General features: G+C 68.8%; 21 protein-coding genes. 13 read left to right on the plus strand and 8 right to left on the minus strand.

Features of this window, described 5'->3' with window-relative positions; all coding sequences use genetic code 11:
• Positions 1 to 18: 18 nt before the first annotated feature.
• The 6 genes from ACLBYD_RS01400 (at position 19) to ACLBYD_RS01425 (ending at position 8,737) form a co-directional block, all read left to right on the plus strand.
• On the plus strand, positions 19 to 1,473 hold the full coding sequence (locus ACLBYD_RS01400; protein ID WP_447815118.1) for a CCA tRNA nucleotidyltransferase: 1,455 nt from the start codon (positions 19 to 21) through the stop codon (positions 1,471 to 1,473).
• Between the two features lie 141 nt (positions 1,474 to 1,614).
• Positions 1,615 to 5,676: a molybdopterin-dependent oxidoreductase gene (locus ACLBYD_RS01405; protein ID WP_447815119.1), complete on the plus strand. Its 4,062-nt coding sequence runs from the start codon at positions 1,615 to 1,617 to the stop codon at positions 5,674 to 5,676.
• A gap of 64 nt (positions 5,677 to 5,740) precedes the next feature.
• A complete protein-coding gene (locus tag ACLBYD_RS01410; protein ID WP_447815120.1) occupies positions 5,741 to 6,145 on the plus strand; it encodes a TOBE domain-containing protein in 405 nt (134 codons plus the stop codon).
• A complete protein-coding gene (gene modA, locus ACLBYD_RS01415; protein WP_447815122.1) occupies positions 6,142 to 6,897 on the plus strand; it encodes a molybdate ABC transporter substrate-binding protein in 756 nt (251 codons plus the stop codon). The genes ACLBYD_RS01410 and modA overlap by 4 nt, the downstream gene beginning before the upstream one ends.
• Positions 6,894 to 7,679, plus strand: a complete 786-nt coding sequence (locus ACLBYD_RS01420) for an ABC transporter permease (RefSeq protein ID WP_447815123.1) — start codon at positions 6,894 to 6,896, stop codon at positions 7,677 to 7,679. Before modA ends, ACLBYD_RS01420 begins: the two co-directional genes overlap by 4 nt.
• A complete protein-coding gene (locus tag ACLBYD_RS01425; RefSeq protein ID WP_447815124.1) occupies positions 7,676 to 8,737 on the plus strand; it encodes a sulfate/molybdate ABC transporter ATP-binding protein in 1,062 nt (353 codons plus the stop codon). Before ACLBYD_RS01420 ends, ACLBYD_RS01425 begins: the two co-directional genes overlap by 4 nt.
• 3 nt (positions 8,738 to 8,740) lie before the next feature.
• Here ACLBYD_RS01425 and ACLBYD_RS01430 read toward each other — a convergent pair whose 3' ends face one another.
• Together ACLBYD_RS01430 and ACLBYD_RS01435 are read right to left on the minus strand one after the other, a co-directional pair.
• On the minus strand, positions 8,741 to 10,039 hold the full coding sequence (locus tag ACLBYD_RS01430; RefSeq protein WP_447815125.1) for an MFS transporter: 1,299 nt from the start codon (positions 10,037 to 10,039) through the stop codon (positions 8,741 to 8,743).
• A 4-nt stretch (positions 10,040 to 10,043) separates the two neighbouring features.
• Entirely contained in the window at positions 10,044 to 10,991 is a 948-nt protein-coding gene (locus ACLBYD_RS01435; protein ID WP_447815126.1) for an NAD-dependent epimerase/dehydratase family protein, read from the minus strand.
• Between the two features lie 164 nt (positions 10,992 to 11,155).
• Here ACLBYD_RS01435 and ACLBYD_RS01440 point away from each other — a divergent pair, with 164 nt between their 5' ends.
• Positions 11,156 to 11,824 carry a TetR/AcrR family transcriptional regulator gene (locus ACLBYD_RS01440; RefSeq protein ID WP_447815351.1) on the plus strand — a complete coding sequence of 223 codons (669 nt, stop codon included), beginning with the start codon at positions 11,156 to 11,158 and terminating at the stop codon, positions 11,822 to 11,824.
• A gap of 13 nt (positions 11,825 to 11,837) precedes the next feature.
• Entirely contained in the window at positions 11,838 to 12,455 is a 618-nt protein-coding gene (locus ACLBYD_RS01445; protein WP_194293793.1) for a YqgE/AlgH family protein, read from the plus strand.
• Between the two features lie 24 nt (positions 12,456 to 12,479).
• Here the strand turns inward: ACLBYD_RS01445 and ACLBYD_RS01450 are convergent, their stop codons facing one another.
• Positions 12,480 to 13,433 carry a DUF1648 domain-containing protein gene (locus tag ACLBYD_RS01450; protein WP_447815127.1) on the minus strand — a complete coding sequence of 318 codons (954 nt, stop codon included), beginning with the start codon at positions 13,431 to 13,433 and terminating at the stop codon, positions 12,480 to 12,482.
• A 5-nt stretch (positions 13,434 to 13,438) separates the two neighbouring features.
• Positions 13,439 to 14,599, minus strand: a complete 1,161-nt coding sequence (locus ACLBYD_RS01455) for a helix-turn-helix transcriptional regulator (protein ID WP_447815128.1) — start codon at positions 14,597 to 14,599, stop codon at positions 13,439 to 13,441.
• A gap of 101 nt (positions 14,600 to 14,700) precedes the next feature.
• Here ACLBYD_RS01455 and ACLBYD_RS01460 point away from each other — a divergent pair, with 101 nt between their 5' ends.
• Positions 14,701 to 15,354: a hemerythrin domain-containing protein gene (locus ACLBYD_RS01460; RefSeq protein WP_447815129.1), complete on the plus strand. Its 654-nt coding sequence runs from the start codon at positions 14,701 to 14,703 to the stop codon at positions 15,352 to 15,354.
• A 21-nt stretch (positions 15,355 to 15,375) separates the two neighbouring features.
• Here the strand turns inward: ACLBYD_RS01460 and ACLBYD_RS01465 are convergent, their stop codons facing one another.
• Positions 15,376 to 15,780 carry an SdpI family protein gene (locus ACLBYD_RS01465; protein WP_016691037.1) on the minus strand — a complete coding sequence of 135 codons (405 nt, stop codon included), beginning with the start codon at positions 15,778 to 15,780 and terminating at the stop codon, positions 15,376 to 15,378.
• Between the two features lie 96 nt (positions 15,781 to 15,876).
• On the opposite strand from ACLBYD_RS01465, the gene leuS reads away from it, so the two are divergent.
• Positions 15,877 to 18,744: a leucine--tRNA ligase gene (gene leuS, locus ACLBYD_RS01470; protein ID WP_447815130.1), complete on the plus strand. Its 2,868-nt coding sequence runs from the start codon at positions 15,877 to 15,879 to the stop codon at positions 18,742 to 18,744.
• A gap of 68 nt (positions 18,745 to 18,812) precedes the next feature.
• Here the strand turns inward: leuS and ACLBYD_RS01475 are convergent, their stop codons facing one another.
• The 3 genes from ACLBYD_RS01475 to ACLBYD_RS01485 form a co-directional block, all read right to left on the minus strand.
• A complete protein-coding gene (locus ACLBYD_RS01475; RefSeq protein ID WP_447815131.1) occupies positions 18,813 to 19,472 on the minus strand; it encodes an IF2 family translation initiation factor in 660 nt (219 codons plus the stop codon).
• A gap of 59 nt (positions 19,473 to 19,531) precedes the next feature.
• Complete coding sequence (locus ACLBYD_RS01480) at positions 19,532 to 20,152, minus strand: CsbD family protein (protein WP_447815132.1); 621 nt, start codon at positions 20,150 to 20,152, stop codon at positions 19,532 to 19,534.
• 64 nt (positions 20,153 to 20,216) lie between these two features.
• Entirely contained in the window at positions 20,217 to 21,044 is an 828-nt protein-coding gene (locus tag ACLBYD_RS01485; RefSeq protein WP_447815133.1) for an alpha/beta hydrolase, read from the minus strand.
• 143 nt (positions 21,045 to 21,187) lie between these two features.
• On the opposite strand from ACLBYD_RS01485, the gene ACLBYD_RS01490 reads away from it, so the two are divergent.
• The 3 genes from ACLBYD_RS01490 to ACLBYD_RS01500 form a co-directional block, all read left to right on the plus strand.
• Complete coding sequence (locus tag ACLBYD_RS01490; RefSeq protein WP_447815134.1) at positions 21,188 to 21,571, plus strand: nuclear transport factor 2 family protein; 384 nt, start codon at positions 21,188 to 21,190, stop codon at positions 21,569 to 21,571.
• On the plus strand, positions 21,571 to 22,578 hold the full coding sequence (locus ACLBYD_RS01495) for an alpha/beta fold hydrolase (protein WP_447815135.1): 1,008 nt from the start codon (positions 21,571 to 21,573) through the stop codon (positions 22,576 to 22,578). Before ACLBYD_RS01490 ends, ACLBYD_RS01495 begins: the two co-directional genes overlap by 1 nt.
• Positions 22,579 to 22,587: 9 nt before the next feature.
• A partial coding sequence (locus ACLBYD_RS01500) for a DUF6777 domain-containing protein (RefSeq protein ID WP_447815136.1) occupies positions 22,588 to 23,532 on the plus strand: 945 nt, incomplete at its 3' end.

A 23,532-nucleotide genomic window follows, 5' to 3' on the forward strand; every position in this document is an offset into this window, starting at 1 on the left:
TCGGTAAGGTGCAAAGACGTGAACTCCCCCACCGCAGACACCGACCGTCGTACCCGGCTGCTCGCCGGAGCCGAGGCCACTCTGCGCGATCTGTCCGACATCCTCGCCCCGCTGGGGGCGCGATTCGCCGAAGCCGGACACGAGCTGTATCTCGTCGGGGGCAGCGTGCGCGACGCGGTGCTCGGTCGCCTCGGCACCGACCTCGACTTCACCACCGACGCGCGTCCGGAGGTCGTGCAGGAGCTGCTGCGCGGATTCGTCGACCACCAGTGGGACACCGGCATCGACTTCGGGACGATCAGTGCGGTGAAGGGACTCGAGCAACTCGAGATCACCACCTTCCGCAGCGACGCCTACGACCGTGTCACGCGTCACCCCATCGTGAAGTACGGCACGAGTCTCGAGGACGATCTCGTGCGCCGCGACTTCACCGTCAACGCGATGGCCGTGCGGATCGGACCGGACGGTGCGGGTGAGTTCGTCGACCCGCTCGGCGGCATGGACTCCCTGCTCGCCGGCGTGCTCGACACCCCGGCGAAGCCCGAGGACTCCTTCCACGACGATCCGCTGCGCATGCTGCGCGCGGCGCGGTTCGTCTCCCAGCTCGGCTTCGCCCTCACCGAGCGCGTGCACACCGCGATCGTCTCGATGGCCGACGAGATCCTGCGGATCAGCGCCGAGCGGGTGCAGGCCGAGCTCGACAAGCTGATCCTCGGCGACTATCCGATCGAGGGCATCGACACGATGGTCGAGACCGGTCTCGCGCAGCGGGTGATCCCCGAGATCCCCGCGATGAAGCTCGAGATCGACGAGCACCACCAGCACAAGGACGTGTACTGGCACTCGCTGACCGTCCTGAAGCAGGCCATCGACCTCGAGGACGGCGATCCCGATCTCGTCCTGCGGTGGGCGGCGCTGCTGCACGACATCGGCAAGCCCGACACCAAACGCAACGAGCCGCAGGGCGGCGTCAGCTTCCATCACCACGAGGTGGTCGGAGCGAAGCTCGTGCGCAAGCGCATGCGCGCGCTCAAGTACTCGAAGCAGATGATCGAGGACGTCAGCCGTCTGGTCTTCCTGCACCTGCGCTTCCACGGCTACGGCAAGGGACAGTGGACGGATTCGGCCGTGCGCCGTTACGTGCACGACGCCGGGCCGCTGCTGCCGAAGCTCCACAAGCTGGTGCGCGCCGATTGCACGACCCGCAACAAGCGTCGTGCTGCCGCGCTGCAGGCCACCTACGACGGTCTCGAGGAACGGATCGAGCGGATCGCAGCCGAGGAGGATCTCGCCAAGGTCCGGCCCGACCTCGACGGCAACGCGATCATGGAACTGCTGGGTATCACCGCAGGTCCGACGGTCGGCAAGGCGTGGAACTTCCTCAAGGAACTGCGGCTCGACCGCGGTCCGCTCGAGCGCGACGAGGCCGAGGCCGCGCTGCTCGAGTGGTGGGCGGAACAGCAGAAGGCCTGACTCCGAACGTCTGATCTCACATCGCCGTGACGGCGGCGTGAGTCAGATGTCACCGCGTGCTCACCGCGGGTGACGCCACCGCAACACCGCTTCTCCAACATGGACACCGGCGTAGTCGAGACGGTGTCTAGGAGTTGCGGGATGCAGGACGAGATCACCACGGTGAAATCCACCTGCTCCTACTGCGGTGTGGGATGCGGGATGCTCCTCGACGTCGCCGTCGACCCGGAGACGGGTGACCGACGCGTGGTGAGGGCATACGGAGACAAGGATCACCCGACCAACAGGGGTCGGTTGTGCACGAAGGGCGCGACGAGCGCGGAGATGCTCGCGGCCGGGGGCCGGCTCGATACGGCGTGGATGCGTTTCGAGCGGGCGGCCGAGGTCGCCCCGCTCCCCTTCGACGATGCGATCGCCGAGACCGCGCGGCGCCTGAACGACATCGTCTCGGCCCACGGCTCCGACGCGGTGGCCCTCTACGTCTCGGGACAGATGTCGCTCGAGGCCCAGTATCTCGCGACGAAGCTCGCGAAGGGATACCTGCGCACCTCGCACATGGAATCGAACTCGAGACTGTGCATGGCCGGCGCCGCGACCGGGTACAAGCAGTCGCTCGGATCCGACGGCCCGCCCGGCTCGTACGAGGACTTCGACCACACCGACGTCTTCTTCGTGTCGGGTTCCAACATGGCCGACTGCCATCCCATCCTGTTCCTGCGCATGATGGATCGGGTCAAGGCGGGGGCGCGACTGATCGTCGTCGATCCGCGGCGCAGCGCGACCGCCGACAAGGCCGACCTGTTCCTGCAGATCGCGCCGGGCACCGACCTGGCGCTTCTCAACGGTCTGCTGCACCTGATCGTCGAGAACGGACACGTCGACCGCGACTTCGTCGAGGAGCACACCGACGGCTGGGACGCGATGGAGTCCTTCCTCGCCGACTACCCACCGCACGTCGTCGCCGAAGTCACCGGCCTGGCCGAGGCCGACATCCGCACCGCGGCGCAGTGGATCGGCGAGGCCGGGGAGTGGATGAGTTGCTGGACGATGGGTCTGAACCAGAGCAGCCACGGCACGTGGAACACCAACGCGATCTGCAATCTGCACCTCGCGACCGGGGCGATCTCCCGCACCGGCAGCGGGCCGTTCTCCCTCACCGGCCAGCCCAACGCCATGGGCGGCCGCGAGATGGGATACATGGGACCGGGTCTGCCCGGTCAGCGCAGTGTCCTCTCCGACGACGATCGCGCGTTCGTCGAGGATCGCTGGTCGCTGCCGCGCGGCACGCTGCGCACCGAGGTCGGCGCCGGCACCGTCGACATGTTCGAGCGCATGGCCGCCGGAGAGATCAAGGCGTGCTGGATCATCTGCACCAATCCCGTGGCGTCGATCGCGAATCGGAGCACCGTTCTCGAGGCACTCGAGAAGGCCGAGCTGGTGATCGTGCAGGACGTCTATCGCGAGACCGAAACCGCTTCGTACGCAGACGTTCTCCTACCCGCGGCTCTGTGGGCCGAATCCGAGTACATCACCGTCGGATCCGACCGCACCGTCAATCTTCTACAGCAGGCCGTCGAACCCGTCGGTGAGTCGCTGCCCGACTGGGAGATCATTGCGCGGGTCGCGCAGGAGATGGGTTTCGGCGACGCCTTCGACTATTCGAGTGCCGAGGAAATCTTCGAGGAGATCACCGGATTCGTGAATCCGCAGACCGGCTACGACCTGCGCGGCATGACCTACGACCGACTGCGGGAAGGGCCCGTGCAGTGGCCGTGCCCGCCGGAGTCGGCCGCGACACGGCACCCCGTCCGCTATCTCAACGACGGGACGAGCCGGACCCCGGTGGTGCGCGAAGACGGTTCCCGTCCGCGACTGGCGTTCGCGACCCCCGACGGCCGCGCCCGTTTCTTCCCTCGCCCGCACATGCCCGCCGCGGAAATGCCGGACGACGACCACCCCCTCGTCCTGAACACCGGACGCGTCCAGCACCAGTGGCACACCCTCACCAAGACCGGGAAGGTCGAGAAACTCACCAAACTGAATCCCGGACCGTTCGTCGAGATCAATCCCGATGATGCACAGCGACTGTCGATCGCCGACGGCGACCGGGTCGAGATCGCATCGCGGCGCGGTCGGGCCGTGCTGCCGGCCGTCGTCACCGACCGGGTGCTGCCCGGGAACTGCTTCGCGCCCTTCCACTGGAACGACCTCTTCGGCGACGATCTCGCCATCAACGCCGTGACGAACGACGCCGTCGACCCGGCATCCCTGCAGCCCGAATTCAAGGTCTGCGCCGTGTCGGTGGAGAAGGTCGCGGGTGAGGTCGAACCGGTGCTCGAGAGCGGTTCGGTGCTCGACCGTCTCGAGTCTGCGCTGGGACTCGAGACGATTCCCGCACCCACCTTCGACGACACCGAACGCGGTTATCTCGCAGGTCTTCTCGCCGGACTCAGGACGGCGGAGATCACTGCCGCGCCGACCCTTCCGCCGACCGCGCCGTTCCCGGCCGACAAGCGGGCATGGGTCGACGGACTGCTCGCCGGGATGTACGCGCACTCGGCCCCGGTTCCCGACGCGACGCCCACCGAGGCGGTGCCGGACGGGCCGGTCGTCGTGGTGGCCTGGGCGTCGCAGACGGGCAACGCCGAATCCTTCGCGGCGAGTTGCGCACAACGGCTCCGCGACGCCGGTCGGGCCGTGCGGCTGACGGGGCTGAACGAACTCGACGTCGCCGCGCTGGCCGACATCGACGACCTCGTGGTCGTCACGAGCACCTTCGGCGACGGCGACCCACCCGACAACGGCGGGTCGTTCTGGCGGTCGCTCGCGGCGGACACCGCGCCCGGACTGAACGGAACACGTTACGCAGTACTGGCTTTCGGCGACTCGAGCTACGACGATTTCTGCGGCTTCGGGCGCCGTGTCGACGACCGTCTGAGCACTCTCGGCGCGACCCGCCTGACCGAGCGCGTCGACTGCGAACCCGGAGAGGACGAGCGCGCGCAGAACTGGCTCGACGCCCTCGTACCGCTGCTGGGAGGCTCGACGACCCCGGTCGCATCGGCCGCTCCCGCTCCCGCGGCCCCCGCCTACACCCGCAACTCGCCGCTCGTCACCCGGATCACCCGCAACATTGCACTGAGCGGTGCGGGTTCGGCGAAGGACGTGCGTCAGTTCGGATTCGAGATCTTCGATCCCGCATTCGAATACGAGGCCGGCGACGCACTCGGGGTGATGCCGACGAACGGCCCGGAGGCCGTCGACGAATGGCTGCAGGTCACCGCCCTCGACCCGGAGACCGCCGTCGAACTCGGCGACCGTCCCACCGTGCCGCTGCGCGAGGCCGCGACCCGTCACCTCGACATCACCCGGGTGACACCGGAACTGCTCCGGTTCGTGCAGAAGCAGAGCGGCAGTGCCGAACTCGCGAAACTTCTGCGACCGGGCAACAAGATCGAGCTGCAGCAGTGGCTGTACGGGCGGCAGGCGATGGACGTCATCGCCGAGTACCCGTTCAAGACGCCCTGGGACGAGTGGAAGGACCTGCTCGGCCGTTTGCGTCCGCGCCTGTACTCGATCTCGTCGAGCCCGAAGACGAACCCGCGCGAGGTACAACTGACGGTGTCGGTGGTGCGCTACGAATTCGAGGGTCGCTCCCGGGCGGGTGTGTGCTCGTCGTTCCTCGCCGATCACAGCAAGGGCGTGGACATCCCGATCTTCGTGCAGCGCAACGAGCACTTCCGGCCACCGGCACCCGAGACCGACATGATCATGGTCGGTCCCGGTACGGGCATCGCACCGTTCCGCGGTTTCCTGCACGACCGTCGCGAGGCCGGACACACGGGCCGCAACTGGTTGTTCTTCGGCGACCAGCGATCCGAGACCGACTATCTATACCGCGACGAGATCGAGTCGATGCGCGCCGACGGTTTCCTCACCGAGCTGGGACTGGCCTTCTCCCGCGACCAGCGGCAGAAGATCTACGTGCAGGACCGGATGCGCGAGCATGGTGCGCAGGTGTGGAAGTGGCTGCAGAACGGTGCCCACTTCTACGTGTGCGGCGACGCCGGACGTATGGCGAAGGACGTCGACGCGGCCCTGCGCGAGGTGGTGCAGGCACACGGACGGCTCGACCGCGACGCCGCCGCGGCGTACGTCGAGCAGATGGCCGCCGACAAGCGGTACGTCCGCGACGTCTACTGATCTGCTTGTCGGTCCGCAGATGCGGATATAACGTGTCGTTCATGACGCATCTGCGGAGACACGCGTGACCTCCCTCCGGATCCGCGACGCCGCGTCGTTGCTGGGGGTCAGCGACGACACGGTCCGTCGCTGGATCGACCAGGGGCTGCTGCGCGCCTGCAAGGATTCCGCCGGACGCAAGACCGTCGACGGTCGCGAGCTGGCGGAGTTCGCCCGCGCTCAGGCCGATGCCGGTCCCGATCCGCTCGGGGTGGGCAGCTCCGCTCGCAATCGCTTCGTCGGGCTGGTTACGCGCGTCGTCTCCGACACCGTCATGTCGCAGGTTGAGATGCAGTGCGGTCCGCACCGCATCGTCTCGCTCATGAGCACCGAGGCCGTGAACGAACTCGGTCTCGAGCCGGGCAGCGTCGGGGTGGCCGTCGTCAAGGCGACCACCGTCATCGTCGAGACACCCGGAGCGACCGAATGAGGCGCCGGGCGCTCGCCGCGTTCGCTGCCGGTCTCACCGCTGCGGTACTGACGTCGTGCGGCACCGGTGGCAGTGACCCGGATGTCCTCACCGTCTATGCGGCGGCCTCGCTCCGGGCACCGTTCACCGAGATCGCCGAACGATTCGAGGAGGCGAACCCCGAAGTGACGGTGGAATTCTCGTTCGCCGGCTCGTCCGATCTCGAGACCCAACTCGAGCAGGGGGCACCCGCCGACGTCTTCGCCTCCGCCGACACCCGGACGATGGACGCCGCCGTCGCGGCCGGACTCGTTGCCGGTGAGCCGATCCCGTTCGCGACCAACACGCTCACGATCGTCACCGAACCGGGGAACCCGAAGAACGTCACCTCGTTCGACGATCTCACCGGCGACGGTCTCTCGGTGGTCGTGTGCGCACCCCGGGTGCCGTGCGGGGCGGCCACCGAGCGGCTCGAGGAGACCGCCGGTGTCGAGCTTGCGCCGGTGTCCGAGGAGTCGTCGGTGACCGACGTGCTCGGCAAGGTCACCTCCGGTCAGGCCGACGCCGGTCTGGTCTACGTCACGGACGCGATGGGGGCCGGTGAGAAGGTCGCCGTCGTCCCCGTCCCGGAAGCCGCGGAGATCGTCAACATCTATCCCGTTGCACCACTGTCGGATTCTCGCGATCCCGATCGCGCCGACGCCTTCGTGCGCTTCGTCACCGGTACGGGCGGTCGTGCCGTCCTGGCCGACGCAGGATTCGGTGCACCGTGACCGCGACGGGACTGCCCCGGTGGTTGTTCGTCCCCGCGGCACTCGGGTTGCTGTTCGTCGTCGTGCCCCTGGTGTCGATGCTGCTCACGGTCGACTGGACGACCTTCCCCTCGCTCGTGACATCCCCGGCGTCCCTCGACGCGCTCGTCCTGAGCCTGCGCACCTCCGTGGCCGCCACGATCCTGTGCATCCTGCTCGGCGTGCCTCTCGCAGTGATGCTGGCGCGCAGTAGCTTCCGGTGGATATCGGTGATCCGCGGGTTCGTCCTGCTGCCGCTCGTGCTGCCCCCGGTCGTGGGCGGTATCGCCCTGCTCTACACCTTCGGTCGTCGCGGACTGATCGGTGAGCACCTCGATGCGCTCGGGATCCACATCGCCTTCACCACCACCGCGGTCGTGCTCGCGCAGACCTTCGTCGCACTGCCCTTCCTCGTCACGAGTCTCGAAGGTGCGCTGCGCAGTGCGGGTTCACGCTACGAGGACGTCGCGGCGACACTCGGTGCGCGTCCCACGACGGTCTTCCGGCGCATCACCCTGCCCCTCGTGCTGCCCGGCCTGGTCTCCGGTTCGGTACTCGCATTCGCCCGCGCCCTGGGCGAATTCGGCGCGACCCTCACCTTCGCCGGCAGCCTCCAGGGTGTGACGCGCACGCTGCCGCTCGAGATCTATCTGCAGCGGGAAACCGATCCCGATGCCGCCGTCGCGCTGTCGCTCGTGTTGATCCTGGTGGCCGCCGTGATCGTCGTGGCCGTGTACTCGCGGCGGAAGGACCGGCCGCTGTGAGCCTGACGGTGCGGGCCCGGGTCGCCGCACGCGACGTCGACGTCGACCTCGAGGTCGCGCAGGGTGAGATCGTCGCGGTGCTCGGCCCCAACGGGGCCGGCAAGTCGACGCTGCTGGGTGTGGTCTCCGGTCTGCTGCGTCCCGATGCGGGTCGCGTGGAACTCGACGGTCGCGTCCTCACCGACACCGCGACCGGCATCGCCGTCGCACCGCACGACCGGTCGGTGGTGTTGCTCGCCCAGCAGGCCCTGCTCTTCCCGCACCTGACGGTCGCGGGCAACGTCGAGTTCGCACCACGCAGCGCGGGTGCGGGCCGGCGGGAGGCCCGTGCCCGCGCCGAGAGGTGGCTGAGGGAGGTCGACGCCGCAGATCTCACCGATCGTCGTCCGCACGAACTCTCGGGTGGACAGGCACAGCGGGTCGCGCTCGCGCGTGCCCTCGCAGCCGAACCGCACCTGTTGCTGCTCGACGAGCCGATGGCCGCGCTCGACGTCACCGCGACTCCGGTGCTGCGGTCGTTGCTGCGACGCGTCCTGCGCGACAGCGTGCGCACGGCCCTGCTCGTCACCCACGACCCGCTCGACGTGCTCGCCCTCGCCGATCGGGTCATCGTGATCGAGGCCGGTCGGATCGTCGAGGACGGCCCGGTACGCCGGGTGCTGACGCGACCGCGCAGCGCCTTCGCCGCGCGCATCGCGGGGACCAATCTCGTCACCGGAACCGTGCGAGGTGAGGCGCTGGAATCCGCGGAGGGCCTCGTCCACGGTCGGGTCCACGACGACTGCGTCCCGGGCACGGCCGCAGTCGCCGTCTTCGCGCCGTCGGCGGTCGCCGTCTACACCGACGCCCCGCACGGGAGCCCGCGCAACGCGCTGCGAGTGAGGATCGCGGAACTCGAGGCGCAGGGATCGACGGTGCTCGTGCGGTCGGATACGGGTATCGCCGCGGAGATCACGACGGCGGCACTCGCCGATCTCGATGTCCATCCGGGCGACTCCGTGTGGTTCGTCGTCAAGGCCACGGAGGTGGGAATCCACCCGGCCGCGCTGAGCGCGTGATCTCTACTGCCGCGTGCGGCGCACGACGAGCACGGCGACGAGCCCGATCAGGTAGACGACCCCACCTGCGACGGCCAGTTCGGGCGTGCGCCCGTCCGGGTCGATGAGGAAGGCCGCCACGACGATCGCGCCGAGGAAGGCGATGTTGAAGACGGTGTCCTGCAGCGCGAAGACCCGTCCTCGGCGCGCGTCGTCGATGTCGATCTGCATGGCGGCGTCGCCGGTGAGTTTGATGGTCTGACCGGCGAGGCCGAGCAGGAAGGCCGCGACGAGCAGCGGCCCGGCCGACACGGTGGTGACGAACGCGAACTGCACGATCGCGGCGGCGATCAACCCGACGGTGACGGTGCGCGGCCGGCCCAGTCGCGGGATCAGGATCGGTGCGAGCACCGCTGCGAGGAGCATGCCGGCGGCGGTGCAGGCGACCGCGACACCGAATCCGGAGAATCCCCCGAGCAGGTCGGAGTCTTTCTCGTCGGCGCGCAGGACGAGCACCATGATGAGTGTGTCGATGCCGAACACGATGCGGTGCGCGCCGATTCCGAGCATCGCGATCGTCACGCCCGGCGCTTCGAGGACGGCTCCCGCACCGGTCCGCAGACCCGACAGGACGGTGCGGATCACGGCGCGGGGACGTATTCCCTCGGGGCCGAGCGCATTCGCGGTGAATCCCGCTGCGGCGACCGCGCCGACGAGCGAGCCGCTCACTCCGAGAAGGACGGCCGTACCGGAGCCTGTGTCGCCCGCGCCCACGAATCCGATGGTCGCGACCGCCGTGGCGGCCCCGACCGCCGAGACACCCGAACCGACCGTCGCCAGAACGGAATTGACCGGGACGAGCCACGACTGGGCCACCACGTGTGGGAGCGAGGCCGAGACGCCTGCCAGGACGAATCTGCTCACGCCGACGGCGGCGAGCGCGAGCAGCATGAGCGGGGTCTGCGGTCCTCCGAGGAGCAACACGGCCGCGGCCGCCGCGATGAACACTCCACGGAGCAGATTGGCCCAGACGAGGACGAGACGCCGGTCCCACCGGTCGAGCAGGGCGCCGGCGAACGGACCGATCACCGAGTACGGCAACAGCAGCACGGCGAAGCCTGCCGCGATCGTCACGGGGTCGGTGTGACGCTCGGGGTTGAACAGGATCGCCCCGCCGAGTGCGGCCTGGAACAGTCCGTCGCCGAACTGGCTCGCGAACCGCACCCCGGTCAGTCGTACGAGACCCGGCGAGTTCCGCAGGGCGGTCGCGGTCGATCGCCACGCCCGCTGCCTGGACTGCTGCCCGGAGTCTCGCACAAGCACGACACTATCGGCTCCGCCACCATTCGACCGTGCGGGCGGCCGCCTCGTCGAGCGGGGTGGGTGACAGGCCGAGTACCTGTTCGGTGCGGGTCGAATCCATGACGAACGGAGCGTCGAACTGGTAGAGCATCTCCGCGAGTTCCTTCATGTCCCGGTTCACGACGCCGCCGGCCCGCACCAGCCAGGACGGGATCGTCCCCACCGCGGGCGCGGGCAGGCCGGCCGCCCGGGTGAAGGCTGTGGCGATCTCCCGCTGTGTCACGGCCGGTCCGGTGGGTGCGTGGATCACGGTGTTCCACACCGCCGGCTCCCCTGCTGCCGCGATCATCGCCGCAGCCAGGTCGGGAACGTAGGTGAACGAGTGCGGAAGGTCGGCCGAGCCGAGCACCCGCACCTTCTTCCCGGCGAGCACGGTGGGCACCATGCGTTCTCCGGCCATCGCGTTCAGTGCCCGCGGACCGAAGAAGTCCGATGCCACGACGCTCACCGTCGGGGCGCGATGGGCGGCGCGGGCGGCGAGGAGTTGCCGCCGGACACCGCGCTTGCCGGTGTCGGCCTCGCGGGGTGAGTCCTCGGTCATGACCCGGTCGGGCTCGCTGTACGAGTAGAGGCTCTCGGGGAAGACGACGACCGTCTTCTCCGACAGGTTCGCGGCGGCGTCGAGGACGACCCGCTCGGCGACTGGGAGTTCGCGTGCCCAGACATCGGCGCGGTAGGCCGACCCGTGGACGCACATGTGCACGGCGTCGGCAACAAGTCCGTCCTCGTCGACGAGGGCGGCGGCCACGGCCTCGGGGTCGGTGACGTCGACGCGCAGGCGTTCGATGCCCGCGCCTTCCGGTCCGCTGCCCGATCGGGTGAGAACGCGCACGCGATGTCCTTGTGCGGCAAGTTGTTCGGCGACGGTCCAGCCGACGGGTCCGGCTCCTGCGACCACCTGGAGATGCGACATGATTCCTCGCTTCGGAAAGTGTGAGCACTGCTCTCTGATGACTTCGACGATCCTCTGTGCAGCTGGGATTGTCAAGAGCACTGCTCTCGTTTGTTGACGGTGCTCTCTGTTCGACGCAGAATGGCCCGGTGACGACACCACGGGCGCGCGCACGCGCACAGACGATGGCCGACATCCTCCGGATCGGCCGCGAGCATCTCGGCACCCACGGAGCGGCGGCGCTGTCGCTGCGCGCCGTCGCCCGAGACCTGGGCGTCGTCTCTTCCGCCGTCTACCGCTACGTCTCGAGCCGCGACGAGCTGCTCACCCTGCTCGTCGTCGACGCCTACGACGAACTCGGCGACAGTGTCGACCGTGCCGTCGACGCGATCGACCCCTCCGACCACCGCGAACGGTTCCTCACCCTCGGTCGGGCCGTGCGCTCGTGGGCGCTGGCCGAACCGGCCCGCTACGGGCTGCTGTACGGCAGCCCGGTCCCCGGTTACGCCGCCCCCGCCGAGCGCACCACTGCCCCCGGTATCCGCGTGGTCCTGCGACTGGCCCGGATCGTGGACGAGGCCCACGCCGCGGGTGTATTGGACGACACGGCCGCTGCCCCACCCCCGGAGAGCCTGGGGGAACCACTGGGCCGGATCCGGGACGAGTTCTCCCTCACCGCCCCGGATTCCGTACTGGCACGCGGTCTCTGGGCATGGCCGTCGCTGTTCGGGTCCGTGAGCTTCGAGGTCTTCGGGCAGTACGGCCCCGACACTTTTCCGGACCGCGAGGTCCTGTTCGAACATCATCTCGCCTTGTTGGCACAGACCGTCGGGTTCCACCCCACGCGCCGGTGACGGCGGTGACAGAATGGCTGACGTGGCGCAGCATCAGGACGAACCCGAGGACCGCACCGCACCCTCGACACCCAGGGTGCGGGCCGGCAGCCTGCTCGTCTCCGCCACCGATCTCACCGAGCCGACCTTCCGCCGCACCGTCGTCTACATCATCGAGCACACCGATGCCGGCAGCTTCGGTGTCGTCCTGAACCGCATCAGCGACACCTCCGTCGACGCCATGCTGCCGCAATGGTCGTGGCTCGCCGCCGAACCGAAGACCCTGTTCGTAGGCGGTCCCGTCCACCGCAGTTCGGCGCTGTGCCTCGGCACGCTGCGGGTGGGGGCCGACATCACCGACGTCCCCGGCATCCGCCACGTCGACGGCCGAGTGGTGATGATCGACCTCGATGCCGATCCCGGGCACATCGCCCACTACGTCGAGGGTGTGCGGATCTTCGCGGGATACGCGGGGTGGAGCGCAGGTCAGCTCGACGGCGAACTACGCAACGACGACTGGATGGTGGTCTCGGCACTGCCCACCGATGTGCTCGCCCCCGCGCACCTCGACGTGTGGGCGAGGGTGCTGCGCCGGCAGCCGCTGCCGATGGCGTTGCTCGCGACGCACCCCATCGAGGTCGAGCGCAACTGAGCCCCCTCGGGCGACCGGGACCGGTCAGCGGGCGTCGGCGAGAGTGTTGAGCGCGCCGGCCATCTCCTCGGCCCTCGTTGCGGTCACGGTGAATTCGTGTCCCGAGGCCGTGGTCACCACGACGGCGGGCCCGGTGCGCGTGACCAGGCCGTACCGCTTGCCGCCCTTGGCCCGCAGGCCCCAGCCGCCCCAGTCCTGGAACGGGCGGGTCTCGGTGACCTTCGCGCCGACGATCTCGTCGAGGTCGTATCCGAGCGCGTCGGTGGCCAGATTCGACACCCGGATCCCGTCCGCGTCGACCACCACGGTGTAGCGGAGCAGACCCAGCACGAGCAGAGCGACGGGCGCGATCAAACCCAGCGGCCACCAGCTCTGCGTCGCACCGCACACGATGAGCGCGGGGATCAGGACGAGCAGCGACAGTCCCGCCGTCGTGCCCACACCGGTGCCCACCTGCTCGACGATCGGCAGTTCGGCACGACCGCGCGGCAGCGCCGGATCCGGAGCGGCGGTCGCCGCCTTCCGCTCCCGACCGTCGCGCAGGAGCCGTCCCCCGAACCAGCCCACCGCGATACCCACCCACATGCCGAGCACCGCCGGCCAGCCCTCCAACGCGGCCTGCGTGGCGTCGGTCGTGTCGAGCTGCCCCGCGAGACCGGCCAGGAACAGCGCGGTGATCGTGCCGGTGACCCCGAGACCGATCGCGAGCATGTAGCGGCGCATGAGCAGTTGCGCCTGCGCGAGCGCGGCGATCGCGCAGCACCCTCCCCCGACGAGCACGATCAGCAGGGCGGCGGTCCACGCCGAGGTCATGGGTGATCCGAACGAATCGGGTGTCGTGCCCGACCAGTGCGTGGCGATCTCCTCGGGCAATCGTGGGATCCACGAGCGGGTGAGCACGAGTACGGCCACGGCACACAGCAACGGAACGACCAGTCCGAGCAGCGCACCCACGGGGTCGACCTGACGCGTCGTCATGGGGGTCAGCCTAGGGTGCGGGCCTCCACCGGCGCCGTCCTCGTTCCGCTCTCGTCGAACCATCCGTCGGGTCGCAGGTCGCCACCGAACCGGGGTATGTACTCGGTACACGCGAGTCGCGAGACGAGGCTGCGCCGGCTGTTCACACCGGTCTTGGTGAAGATGTTCTTCAGGTGGTCCTGCACGGTGTACGGGCTGATGAACAACCGACTCGCGATCTCGTTGCGAGACCGTCCGGCGAGCACTTCGACGAGTACTTCCGATTCGCGTGGCGTCAGACCGTAGGCGGCGGTGACCAGCGTGACGATCTCGGGCAGGCGTGCCCGCTCGAAGGTCATGACGACGCGGCCGGTCTCGTCGAAGATCGCGGCGCGCAGTACGAGCCATTCGCCGTCGAGGGTGCGGACACGCACATCCGCGGGTACGGGTCGTGTTCTACGGACCTGACGGGCGATCACATGCGCCGGTCCGGGGCGCCCCCGAGCGGGACTCTCCCAGCCGAGGCGTTCGAAGAAGATCATCGCTGCGGCAGTGACGGAATCGAATTCGTCGTCCGCCCCGATGACCACCACGGCCGGACCCGAGCATTCGCAGGCGGTGCCCTCGACGACCGTGTTCCGTGTTCGTGCGGATGCGTGCCGGATCAACGTGGTGCGGAATCCGTTCGCGATATCGTCGAGAACGTCGTCGAGCATCGTGAGTTCGGCGTCGGAGAAACCTCGGCCCGACGCGCGGAGCAGATCACCGACACCCCAGCACCGACGGTCTCCGTCCCGGAAGACCAGCTGCACTTCGTGTCCCATGCCCAGATGCGACACGAGTTCGAGATAACGCCTGTTGCCGTATCCCGGTCCGCGGCCGGAGGGTTCTTCGATCCGCCGCACTCCGGACCGGTGCTGCATGAGCGCGTAGAGGCTGTCCGGATCGAGGTCCGGACCGTACTCGAACTCGATCGACAACCGGAGTACCTCGGCTGGATCGTCGAGGCCGCGGGTGGTGAAGCCGGTGGGAACCCCGACGGCCGGGTCCACGGGCGCGACACAACCACCGTCGTACGGAATGTAAGCGCCGAGCACATCCATCACGAACTCGCGGAACTGCGCCCCGTCCGCAGCCGCGGATGCTGCGTCGTGGATGCCTGCCCTCAACCGCTGCGCAGAGCGCATATCCCGAAGTATCCCCCTCGAATGTGGGATTGAGAACACCTCACGCGGCGACGAGGCTCCATGGACACGGGGACATTCATACGGAAGTCGAGGTACCCGCCATGACCACCACTCACGCCACGCCGTTGTCCGCCGAGGATCTGGAGGTCGTGCATCTGATCCACTCCGCTCTACGCCGGGACACCGAACGTCTCGCCGACTTCGCGCAGAAGTGGCGGACCGCCGATTCCGGCACGCACGATGCGCTGCTCCTCGGCTGGCACGGATTCAGCACCGAACTGCACACGCATCACTCCATCGAGGACGTCTACGTCTGGCCGTTCATGCGGCCACGCCTCGCACACGATGCGGGGGCGATGGAGGTGCTCGATGCGATGGAGGCCGAACATTCCGTGATCGACCCGGCGTTGGCGGAGATCGAGGCTGTGCTCGACGACCGGGAGACGGCGACCGAGCGGCTCGGCGGTCTGCTCGACGGTCTCGTCACGTCGCTGGGCGCTCACCTCGCGCACGAGGAACGCGACGCCTTCCCGCTGATCGAACAGTCCATCACCAAGGAGGAATGGCACGACATCTCGATGCGGGCGTTCGGGCAACTGGACAAACGCGAGGTCTCCGAAATGCTGCCCTATCTCTTCGAGGGAGCACCGAAGGACAGTGTGGCCACAGTGCTGAAGAGTCTCCCGGTACCGGTGCGGGTGCTCAACCGGTTCTGGTGGACACCGCGCTACGCACGGGAGCGCCGCTGGGCGTGAGGACTGCCGGTGGGAGGACCGTCAGGCGGTCGGCTCGCACGCCCCGCGCAGGCTGCACGCGCCGCACGAGGTACCGCAGCCGGCCGTCTCCTCCGGCTTCGTCGCCGCAGCGACCCGCGCTGCGACGGATCCGCCGGCTCCGGCGGTGATCAGGGCGGCCACCACGGTGACGACGACCGCGATGATCCCGGCGACGGTGGGCAGCGTCAGCGACGCGACACCACCGAGGGCGAGGAGCACCGCGGACCCGAGCATGCTGGGTGCGGCAACCTTGTTGGCCAGGGCGAACGCCTCGTCGTCACGCAGTGCGTCGGGGGTGCGCACACCGGCCCAGCGGTTGCGCGGGAGCTTGCCGGTCAGTGCCGCGACACCCACCGCGCCGACGACGAGAGCGAGCACGAAGAGCAGGACAGCGACGATGAGCACCCGACCAGGATACGCGGCCGGTGGTGCCACCGGTCTGCGCGGGTGCGGGCACGTTCTACCCTGGTGGGAGCACTCACACGCCCGGCCGAGTAGATAGTGATCACCGTGACCCGTCCCGAACAGACCTCCCAGCACGAACCCGGCAGCACTCCGCAGCATCGGTACACCGCCGAGCTCGCGGGGCGGATCGAGCAGCGCTGGCAGGAGCTCTGGCGCGAGCGCGGCACCTTCCACGCCCCCAATCCGGTGGGCGATCTCGCGGGCGAGGTGCCCTCCGACAAGCTGTTCGTGCAGGACATGTTCCCGTACCCCTCGGGCTCGGGTCTGCACGTGGGGCACCCGCTCGGATACATCGCCACCGACGTGTACGCGCGCTTCAACCGCATGCAGGGCCGCAACGTGCTGCACACCCTCGGTTACGACGCCTTCGGTCTGCCGGCCGAGCAGTACGCCGTGCAGACGGGCACGCACCCGCGCACGACCACCGAGGCCAACATCGGGAACATGAAGCGGCAGCTCTCCCGGCTGGGTCTCGGGCACGACGAGCGTCGCTCGGTCGCGACGACCGACGTCGACTTCTACCGCTGGACGCAGTGGATCTTCCTGACGATCTACAACGCCTGGTACGACCGCGAGGCCGGCCGGGCGCGTCGCATCTCCGAACTCGAGGCCGAATTCGCCGACGGCACGCGTCGTCTGGAGGACGGACGCGACTGGGCGTCGCTGTCGGAGGGTGAGCGCGCCGACGTCATCGACTCGTACCGCCTGGTCTACCGGTCGGATTCGCTCGTCAACTGGTGCCCGGGTCTGGGCACGGTGCTCGCCAACGAGGAGGTCACGGCCGACGGCCGCTCCGAGCGCGGCAACTTCCCGGTCTTCCGGAAGAACCTGCGCCAGTGGATGATGCGGATTACCGCCTACTCCGACCGCCTGATCGACGATCTCGAGCACCTGGACTGGACCGACAAGGTCAAGTCCATGCAGCGCAACTGGATCGGGCGCTCGCACGGCGCCCAGGTGAAGTTCGCCGTCGCCGACCACGATTCGGCGATCGAGGTGTTCACCACCCGGCCCGACACCCTGTTCGGTGCCAGCTACGTGACCCTCGCTCCCGAGCACGAACTCGTCGACCGGATCGTCGCCGCGTCCTGGCCCGAGGGCGTCGACCAGCGCTGGACCGGTGGCGCCGCCGATCCGGCTGCCGCGGTCGCGGCCTACCGCGCGTCGATCGCCGCGAAGTCCGATCTCGAGCGGCAGGAGTCGAAGGAGAAGACCGGTGTCTTCCTCGGCGCCTACGCCGTGAACCCGGTCAACGGCGAGCGACTGCCGATCTTCATCGCCGACTACGTCCTCACCGGCTACGGTACCGGCGCGATCATGGCCGTTCCCGGCCACGACCAGCGCGACTGGGAGTTCGCGACCGCCTTCGGTCTGCCCATCCGCGAGGTCATCTCCGGCGGCGACGTCACCGCCGAGGCGTACACCGGCGACGGTGTGCTGGTGAACTCCGGCCTGCTCGACGGTCTCGACGTCGCCGAGGCGAAGAAGACGATCGTCGCGAAGCTCGAGGAGGACGGCGCCGGACGCGGCACCATCCAGTACAAGCTGCGCGACTGGCTGTTCGCACGGCAGCGGTACTGGGGCGAGCCCTTCCCGATCGTCTACGACGAGCGGGGACGCGCCCATGCGCTGCCCGAATCCGCTCTGCCCGTGGAACTTCCGGAGGTCGAGGATTACGCGCCGGTCTCCTTCGATCCGGACGACGCCGATTCCGAACCGTCCCCGCCGCTCGCGAAGGCGGTGGATTGGATGAACGTCGAACTCGATCTCGGCGACGGCCTCGAGCGCTACACGCGCGACACCAACGTGATGCCGCAGTGGGCCGGCAGCTCGTGGTACCAGCTGCGCTACATCGACCCCACCAACTCGGAAGCCTTCTGTGACAAGGAGAACGAGGCGTACTGGACCGGCCCGCGGCCGGAACTGCACGGCCCGAACGACCCGGGTGGCGTCGATCTCTACGTCGGCGGTGTCGAGCACGCGGTGCTGCACCTGCTGTACGCGCGGTTCTGGCACAAGGTGCTCTTCGACCTCGGGTACGTCACCTCCTCGGAGCCGTACCGTCGCCTGTTCAACCAGGGTTACATCCAGGCCTACGCCTACACCGACTCGCGCGGTGTGTACGTGCCGGCCGAGGAGGTCGTCGAGCGCGACGGCACGTTCTACTGGACCGGCCCGGACGGTGAGCAGGAGGTCGCTCGCGAGTACGGGAAGATGGGCAAGTCGCTCAAGAACTCCGTCAGCCCCGACCAGATCTTCGACGAGTACGGCGCCGACACCCTGCGCGTCTACGAGATGTCGATGGGCCCGCTCGACCAGTCGCGTCCGTGGGCGACCAAGGACGTCGTCGGCGCGCACCGCTTCCTGCAGCGCGTGTGGCGTCTCGTCGTCGAGGAGGAGGGTGGCGCGCTGCGCGTCACCGACGACACCCCCGGCGACGACACGCTGCGGGCGCTCAACAAGACGGTCGCGGGCGTGTCCGACGACTTCACCCACCTGCGCGACAACACGGCGATCGCCAAGCTCATCGAGTACACGAACCACCTGACGAAGCAGTACCCGTCGGGTGCGCCGCGCAGCGCCGTCGAACCGCTGGTGCTCATGCTCGGCCCGGTCGCGCCGCACCTCGCCGAGGAGATGTGGTCGCGTCTCGGACACACCGAATCGCTTGCGCACGGACCGTTCCCGGTCGCCGACGAGAAGTGGCTCGTCGAGGACAGCGTCGAGTACCCGATCCAGGTCAACGGCAAGGTGCGCAGCCGCATCACCGTCCCGGCCGACGCCACGCCCGACGCGATCGAGGCCGCTGCGCTCGCGGACGAGAAGATCGCCGACCTGCTCGGCGGTGCCGCACCGCGCAAGGTGATCGTGGTTCCCGGCAAGATGGTCAATGTCGTGAAGTAGCAACCGCTTACGACGGACGAGACCCCGGTGCACAGGNTGCACCGGGGTCTCGTCGACTACAACCGGGATCAGGGGTGCTTGTGTTCGATCTTCTCGAACTCGGCGACCTCGCCCGCATCGTGCGCGCGCTCCTCCGCCTCCTTCGCCTCGAGCTGCTTGGCGACGGCATCCTTGAGGGAGACCTTGGCGGGCTCGGCGGCCTCCTCCTCGGCCTTGCGGATGCGCTCCTCGTCCTTCTTCTTCGCCGTCTCGGCGGCACGGCGCTTCGCTGCGGCCTCCTGATCGGCCTTCGCGGTCTCGGCGGCCTTCTTCTGCTCGGCTTCCTTCTCCGCCTGCTTCGCGCGTTCCTGTGCGCGCTCGCGGGCCTGCTGGACCTCCTTCTCGCGGTCGCGCCGTGCGGCTTCCTGCTCGGCCTCGGCCCGCTCACGCGTCCGGCGGAGTTCGGCGTCCGCCGCGCGCTTCTCGGCCGCGGCCTGGGCGTCGAGCTTCTCCGCGCGCTTCACCGCGTCGGCACGTTCGGTGGCGAGCGCCCCGCGCGTGGCGATCTCCTGGTCGTCGAGCACGCTGCCGACGATGCCGTCGAGCATGCCCAGCCCCCGCTCGTACATCAGGCGCGGCGGGGCGTCGGTGGGCAGGAACCGCAACTGTTGCTCGATCAACCCCAGTGGGAAGCGGGCGATCTTGTACTGCAGTCGCAGAACGCTCTTGGGCAGAGTGGTGAGGTTCATGGGCGCATCTCCAACTTCGATGGGGGTACAGCTCCGGTAGGGAATGTCGGTGGTGTTCGTCAGCGTTCCGGATCGTCGCTCAGGGCGCGTTCGAGGGCTTCGGCCTTGCGGCGTTCCTCTTCGGCCTGAAGGCGTGCACGTTCGGCGTCGTGGGAGGCTCGTCGGTGGTCCTCGTCGGCGGCCGCGACCTCTGCGGCGGCATCCGTGACCTGCTCGTTCTCCTCGCGACGTGCCTGTTGTTCGGCGGCTGTGGCCTCACGGGCGGCGTCGGATCGCCCTCGGACGATGTTCTCCTGATGTTCGAGGTCGGCGGCCTGTTTGCGGACCCGTGCCTCCCGCTCGGCCTGCGACTCGACGGCGTCGGTCCGCTGCTGCACGGCCTCGCGTTCCTGCTGTCCGGCCTCGCGGACGGCGTCGAGCTGCTCGACCGCCTCGTCGCTCTCGGCCTCGGCCATGTGCGAGAGGGTGTCGGCCTTCCTGGTCTGCCGGGCCTGCTCCTGCTCGAGACGGCCTTCGGTGGTGAGGGAGTCGTTGCCGGTCAGAGCGCCGGCGACCTCCTTCGCCTTACCGACCACGGTCTGCTTCAACCCGAGGCGTGCCTTGTCGGCCGGACCAGGGCGAGCCCTGTCGGATGCACCAGGGCGAGCCCTGTCGGATGCGTTGTCTTCGACCACGGTCATCTCCTTCCGTACGGGACACGAAGGGGACGGCCCCATGGCTTGGGGTAGCCAGACGCGGTCGGCTTCAATCCTCGAGAGTCTCGAGAGGGTGGATGTGCGCGCCGACGAAGTCGACGACATCGCCCAGGACCTCGTCCCGATTCGTCTCGTTGAAGATCTCGTGCCGCGCCTCGGGATAGGTCTTCGACGACGCCCCGCGACCTGCCAGCGACGACCATCCGGTGGCGGTGCCGTCGAGGGGAACCAGTCGATCGTCCTCGCCGTGCAACCACAGCACGGGCACGTCGTCGACGGCACCGGCGGCGGTGATCGTGTCGATGCAGGTCTTCAGCGCCTGCACGGTGGTGCGCTTGAACGGGCCGTGCCAGACGAGCGGGTCGGCCACGTAGGCGCGACCCACCTCGGGATCACGGGAGAGGGTGGACGGATCGATGGGGGTATCGGGGATCTCCTCGGCCGTGAGCAGGGCGTCGACGGCCGCCCACCTGCCGAGGACCGGGCCGGACAGGACGACCGCGGCCATTTCCGAGCCGTATCGCTGCGCGTACCGGGCGGCGATCATGCCACCCATCGAGTGTCCGACGAGCACGACCGGCAGGTCGGGATGCTCGCGTCGCGCCGTGAGATCGAGTAGGCGGAAGTCGTCGACCACCTTCTCGAAGTCGTCGATCAGGACGCGTTCGCCGTCGCTGAGACCGTGACCGATGTGGTCCACCGCGTAGACGGCGGCGCCGTCGGCGACGAGGCGCGCGGCCACGTATTCGTAGCGTCCGCAGTGCTCGCCGTAACCGTGGCACAACAACGCCACGTAGCGCGGGGCCTCGCCGACCCACGTGCGCGCTGCGAGGGCGCCGGCGTGTCCGTCGAGGGTGAAGGCGACAGCGTCGATCATCGGGTCTCCGATCGTTCCGGGTGATGGCGATGTCATCGTCCTCCGACGCGGGGTCTTCCGAGTGGGAATCGTGAGTGCATCCGCGGATCCGGCCCACTACCGTCGAATTGAAACGTGTTCCGGATTCGAACGAAGGAGACCTCATGGCACCGAGTCGGGACGCGATCCGCGCCACCGTCGAGAACTACGTGAAGTTCGTAACCTCGGGCACCGTCGATGACGTCCTCGCCCTGTACGCGCCGGGCGCGACGGTCGAGGATCCGGTCGGCACGCCCGTCCGCTCCACTGAGGCCGAGATCCGCGAGTTCTACGGAATGGTCGAACCGCTCGCGCAGACCGGTGAGGTGATCACCCTCAAGATCGCGGAGAACAACGCCGCTTTCGTGTTCCGCCTGGTCACGCACCTGGGTGAACAGGATCTGATCATGGAGGTCGTCGACGTGATGACCTTCGACGACGACGCGAGGATCACGAGCATGAGGGCGTTCTGGAGCCAGGAGGACATACAGACCGTTCCCGCCTCCTGATGGGCAGCCACATCGTCGAGGTCGATGGTTTCACGTGGAACATCGACGATCGGGGCGACGGGCCCGCGGTCGTCATGTGCCACGGATTCCCCGGCCTGGGGTACAGCTACCGGCACCAGTTCGCGCCGCTCGTCGACGCCGGATACCGTGCCGTCGCCCCCGACATGCCCGGCTACGGCCGGACCGACCGGCCCCGGGAGGTCGAGGAGTACACGAACGTCGCGGTCGCCGATCGCCTCGTCCGACTGCTCGACGTCCTCGGGATCGACAGTGCGGTCGTCCTCGGTCACGACTTCGGCGCGCCCGTCGCGTGGACGACGGCGCTGCGACATCCGGATCGCGTCGCCGGTCTCGTCCTGCTCGCCGTGCCCTACTCGCCCGACCGGATGCCGGCACGACCCAGCGAGATCTTCCGCGGTCTCGCCGACAAGCACTTCCTCCACCTCCACTACTTCCAGGAACCGGGGGTCGCGGAGGCGGAACTCGATCCCCGCCCGCGCGAATTCCTGCAGCGGCTGTTCTTCGCGCTGTCGGGCGGATACCGCTATCTCGACGTGTGGTCGCATCCGTCCGAGGGACACGGATATCTCGACGTGCTACTCACCGCTCCCGACCTGCCGTGGGACTGGCTCGACCACGACGAACTCGCGCATTACGCGGCCGAGTTCGCCCGCACCGGATTCGGTGGCGGTCTGTCCTGGTACCGCGCCTACGACGCCAACTGGGAGGCGTCGCGTCCCTACGAGGGCGCGAAGGTGCAGGTACCGACGCTGTTCGTGGCCGGCGACCGGGATCCCGTCGTCGCGATGTCGGGGTCGTCGACGCTCGAACGGATGCGTGCCTTCGTCCCCGATCTGCGCGGTGTCCACCTGCTCGAGGGCGCGGGGCATTTCGTGCAGATGGAACGTCGCGACGAGGTGAACGACCTTCTCCTGCGTTTCCTCTCCGGGATCCGGATACCGACGAGAACCGCCGAACAGCACTTTCACCGGCGATCATCGACCTAGCATGGCGGCGTGGCCAGCGACACGGTTCGTGGATTCGGTCTGGCACTCGCCCTGACGGTACTGGTGGCGGGTGCCTGCTCGTCGGGCGGTTCGGTCGAGACGACGACGCCCGTGCAACTGCATGTCGCGACCGCGCAGGACGACCCGTGGACGCCGCGTCTCGTGCCGCCGCAGGTGCCGGTCGCGGTGCCGCCACCTCCCCCCGAAGTCGTCGACGACGGCGGCGATCCGGTCACCGCGACCGCCGGAGCCCCGGCCGTCTCCGGTGATCGGCCCGCCCTCTACGGGGGCAGTCTCGACCGGCCCCTGTGCGACCGCGAAGCGCTCATCCTTCATCTGGAGGAGGATCCCGCCAAGGCCGAAGCGTGGCGTGGTGTCCTCGGCGTGCCCGACATCCGCGGCTACACCGACACCCTCACGGCGGTCCTGTTGCGCGCCGACACCCGGGTGACCATGCACGAATACCGCGACGGTGCCGCGCGGCCCGTGCAGTCGCTGCTCGAACGCGGCACGATCGTCCTCGTCGACGAACTCGGTGTTCCGCGCGTGCGGTGCGTGCGCGGCAATCCGCTGTCCGCGCCGGTGCTCACCGGCAACGACGAACTCGAAGGCCCGAAATGGCCCGGACTGAACGCCGAGCGGATGTTCGTCGTCCAGCCCGCCGCGACTGCCGTGCGGGAATTGGAGGTCGTCGACATCACGACCGGCGCGATGGTCCCCGTGCCGGTCGGTGAGGCCCTGCCGAAGACCACGGCTCCGGCCGCACCGGAGACCACGGAGGAAACCCGCCCGGAGACCGAGGCGCTGCAGGTACCCGTTCCCGCGCCGCGGCGCGATCCGGTGCCGGAAGCCGCGGCACCACCACCGCCTCCTCCCCCGGAATTGCCGCCTCAGCCTCCGCCCGCTCCGGAACCGCCGCCACCGCCACCGCCACCGCCGCCGGCTCCGGAACCC

It is taken from the genome of Rhodococcus sp. C26F (assembly GCF_053345925.1).

Coding starts and splice junctions, on each gene's coding strand:
- ACLBYD_RS01405 (WP_447815119.1), top strand. CDS start 1,615: ATGCAGGACGAGATCACCACGGTGAAATCCACCTGCTCCTACTGCGGT.
- modA (WP_447815122.1), top strand. CDS start 6,142: ATGAGGCGCCGGGCGCTCGCCGCGTTCGCTGCCGGTCTCACCGCTGCG.
- ACLBYD_RS01435 (WP_447815126.1), bottom strand. CDS start 10,991: ATGTCGCATCTCCAGGTGGTCGCAGGAGCCGGACCCGTCGGCTGGACC.
- ACLBYD_RS01440 (WP_447815351.1), top strand. CDS start 11,156: ATGGCCGACATCCTCCGGATCGGCCGCGAGCATCTCGGCACCCACGGA.
- ACLBYD_RS01445 (WP_194293793.1), top strand. CDS start 11,838: ATGGCTGACGTGGCGCAGCATCAGGACGAACCCGAGGACCGCACCGCA.
- ACLBYD_RS01450 (WP_447815127.1), bottom strand. CDS start 13,433: ATGACGACGCGTCAGGTCGACCCCGTGGGTGCGCTGCTCGGACTGGTC.
- ACLBYD_RS01455 (WP_447815128.1), bottom strand. CDS start 14,599: ATGCGCTCTGCGCAGCGGTTGAGGGCAGGCATCCACGACGCAGCATCC.
- ACLBYD_RS01460 (WP_447815129.1), top strand. CDS start 14,701: ATGACCACCACTCACGCCACGCCGTTGTCCGCCGAGGATCTGGAGGTC.
- ACLBYD_RS01475 (WP_447815131.1), bottom strand. CDS start 19,472: ATGAACCTCACCACTCTGCCCAAGAGCGTTCTGCGACTGCAGTACAAG.
- ACLBYD_RS01480 (WP_447815132.1), bottom strand. CDS start 20,152: ATGACCGTGGTCGAAGACAACGCATCCGACAGGGCTCGCCCTGGTGCA.
- ACLBYD_RS01485 (WP_447815133.1), bottom strand. CDS start 21,044: ATGATCGACGCTGTCGCCTTCACCCTCGACGGACACGCCGGCGCCCTC.
- ACLBYD_RS01490 (WP_447815134.1), top strand. CDS start 21,188: ATGGCACCGAGTCGGGACGCGATCCGCGCCACCGTCGAGAACTACGTG.
- ACLBYD_RS01495 (WP_447815135.1), top strand. CDS start 21,571: ATGGGCAGCCACATCGTCGAGGTCGATGGTTTCACGTGGAACATCGAC.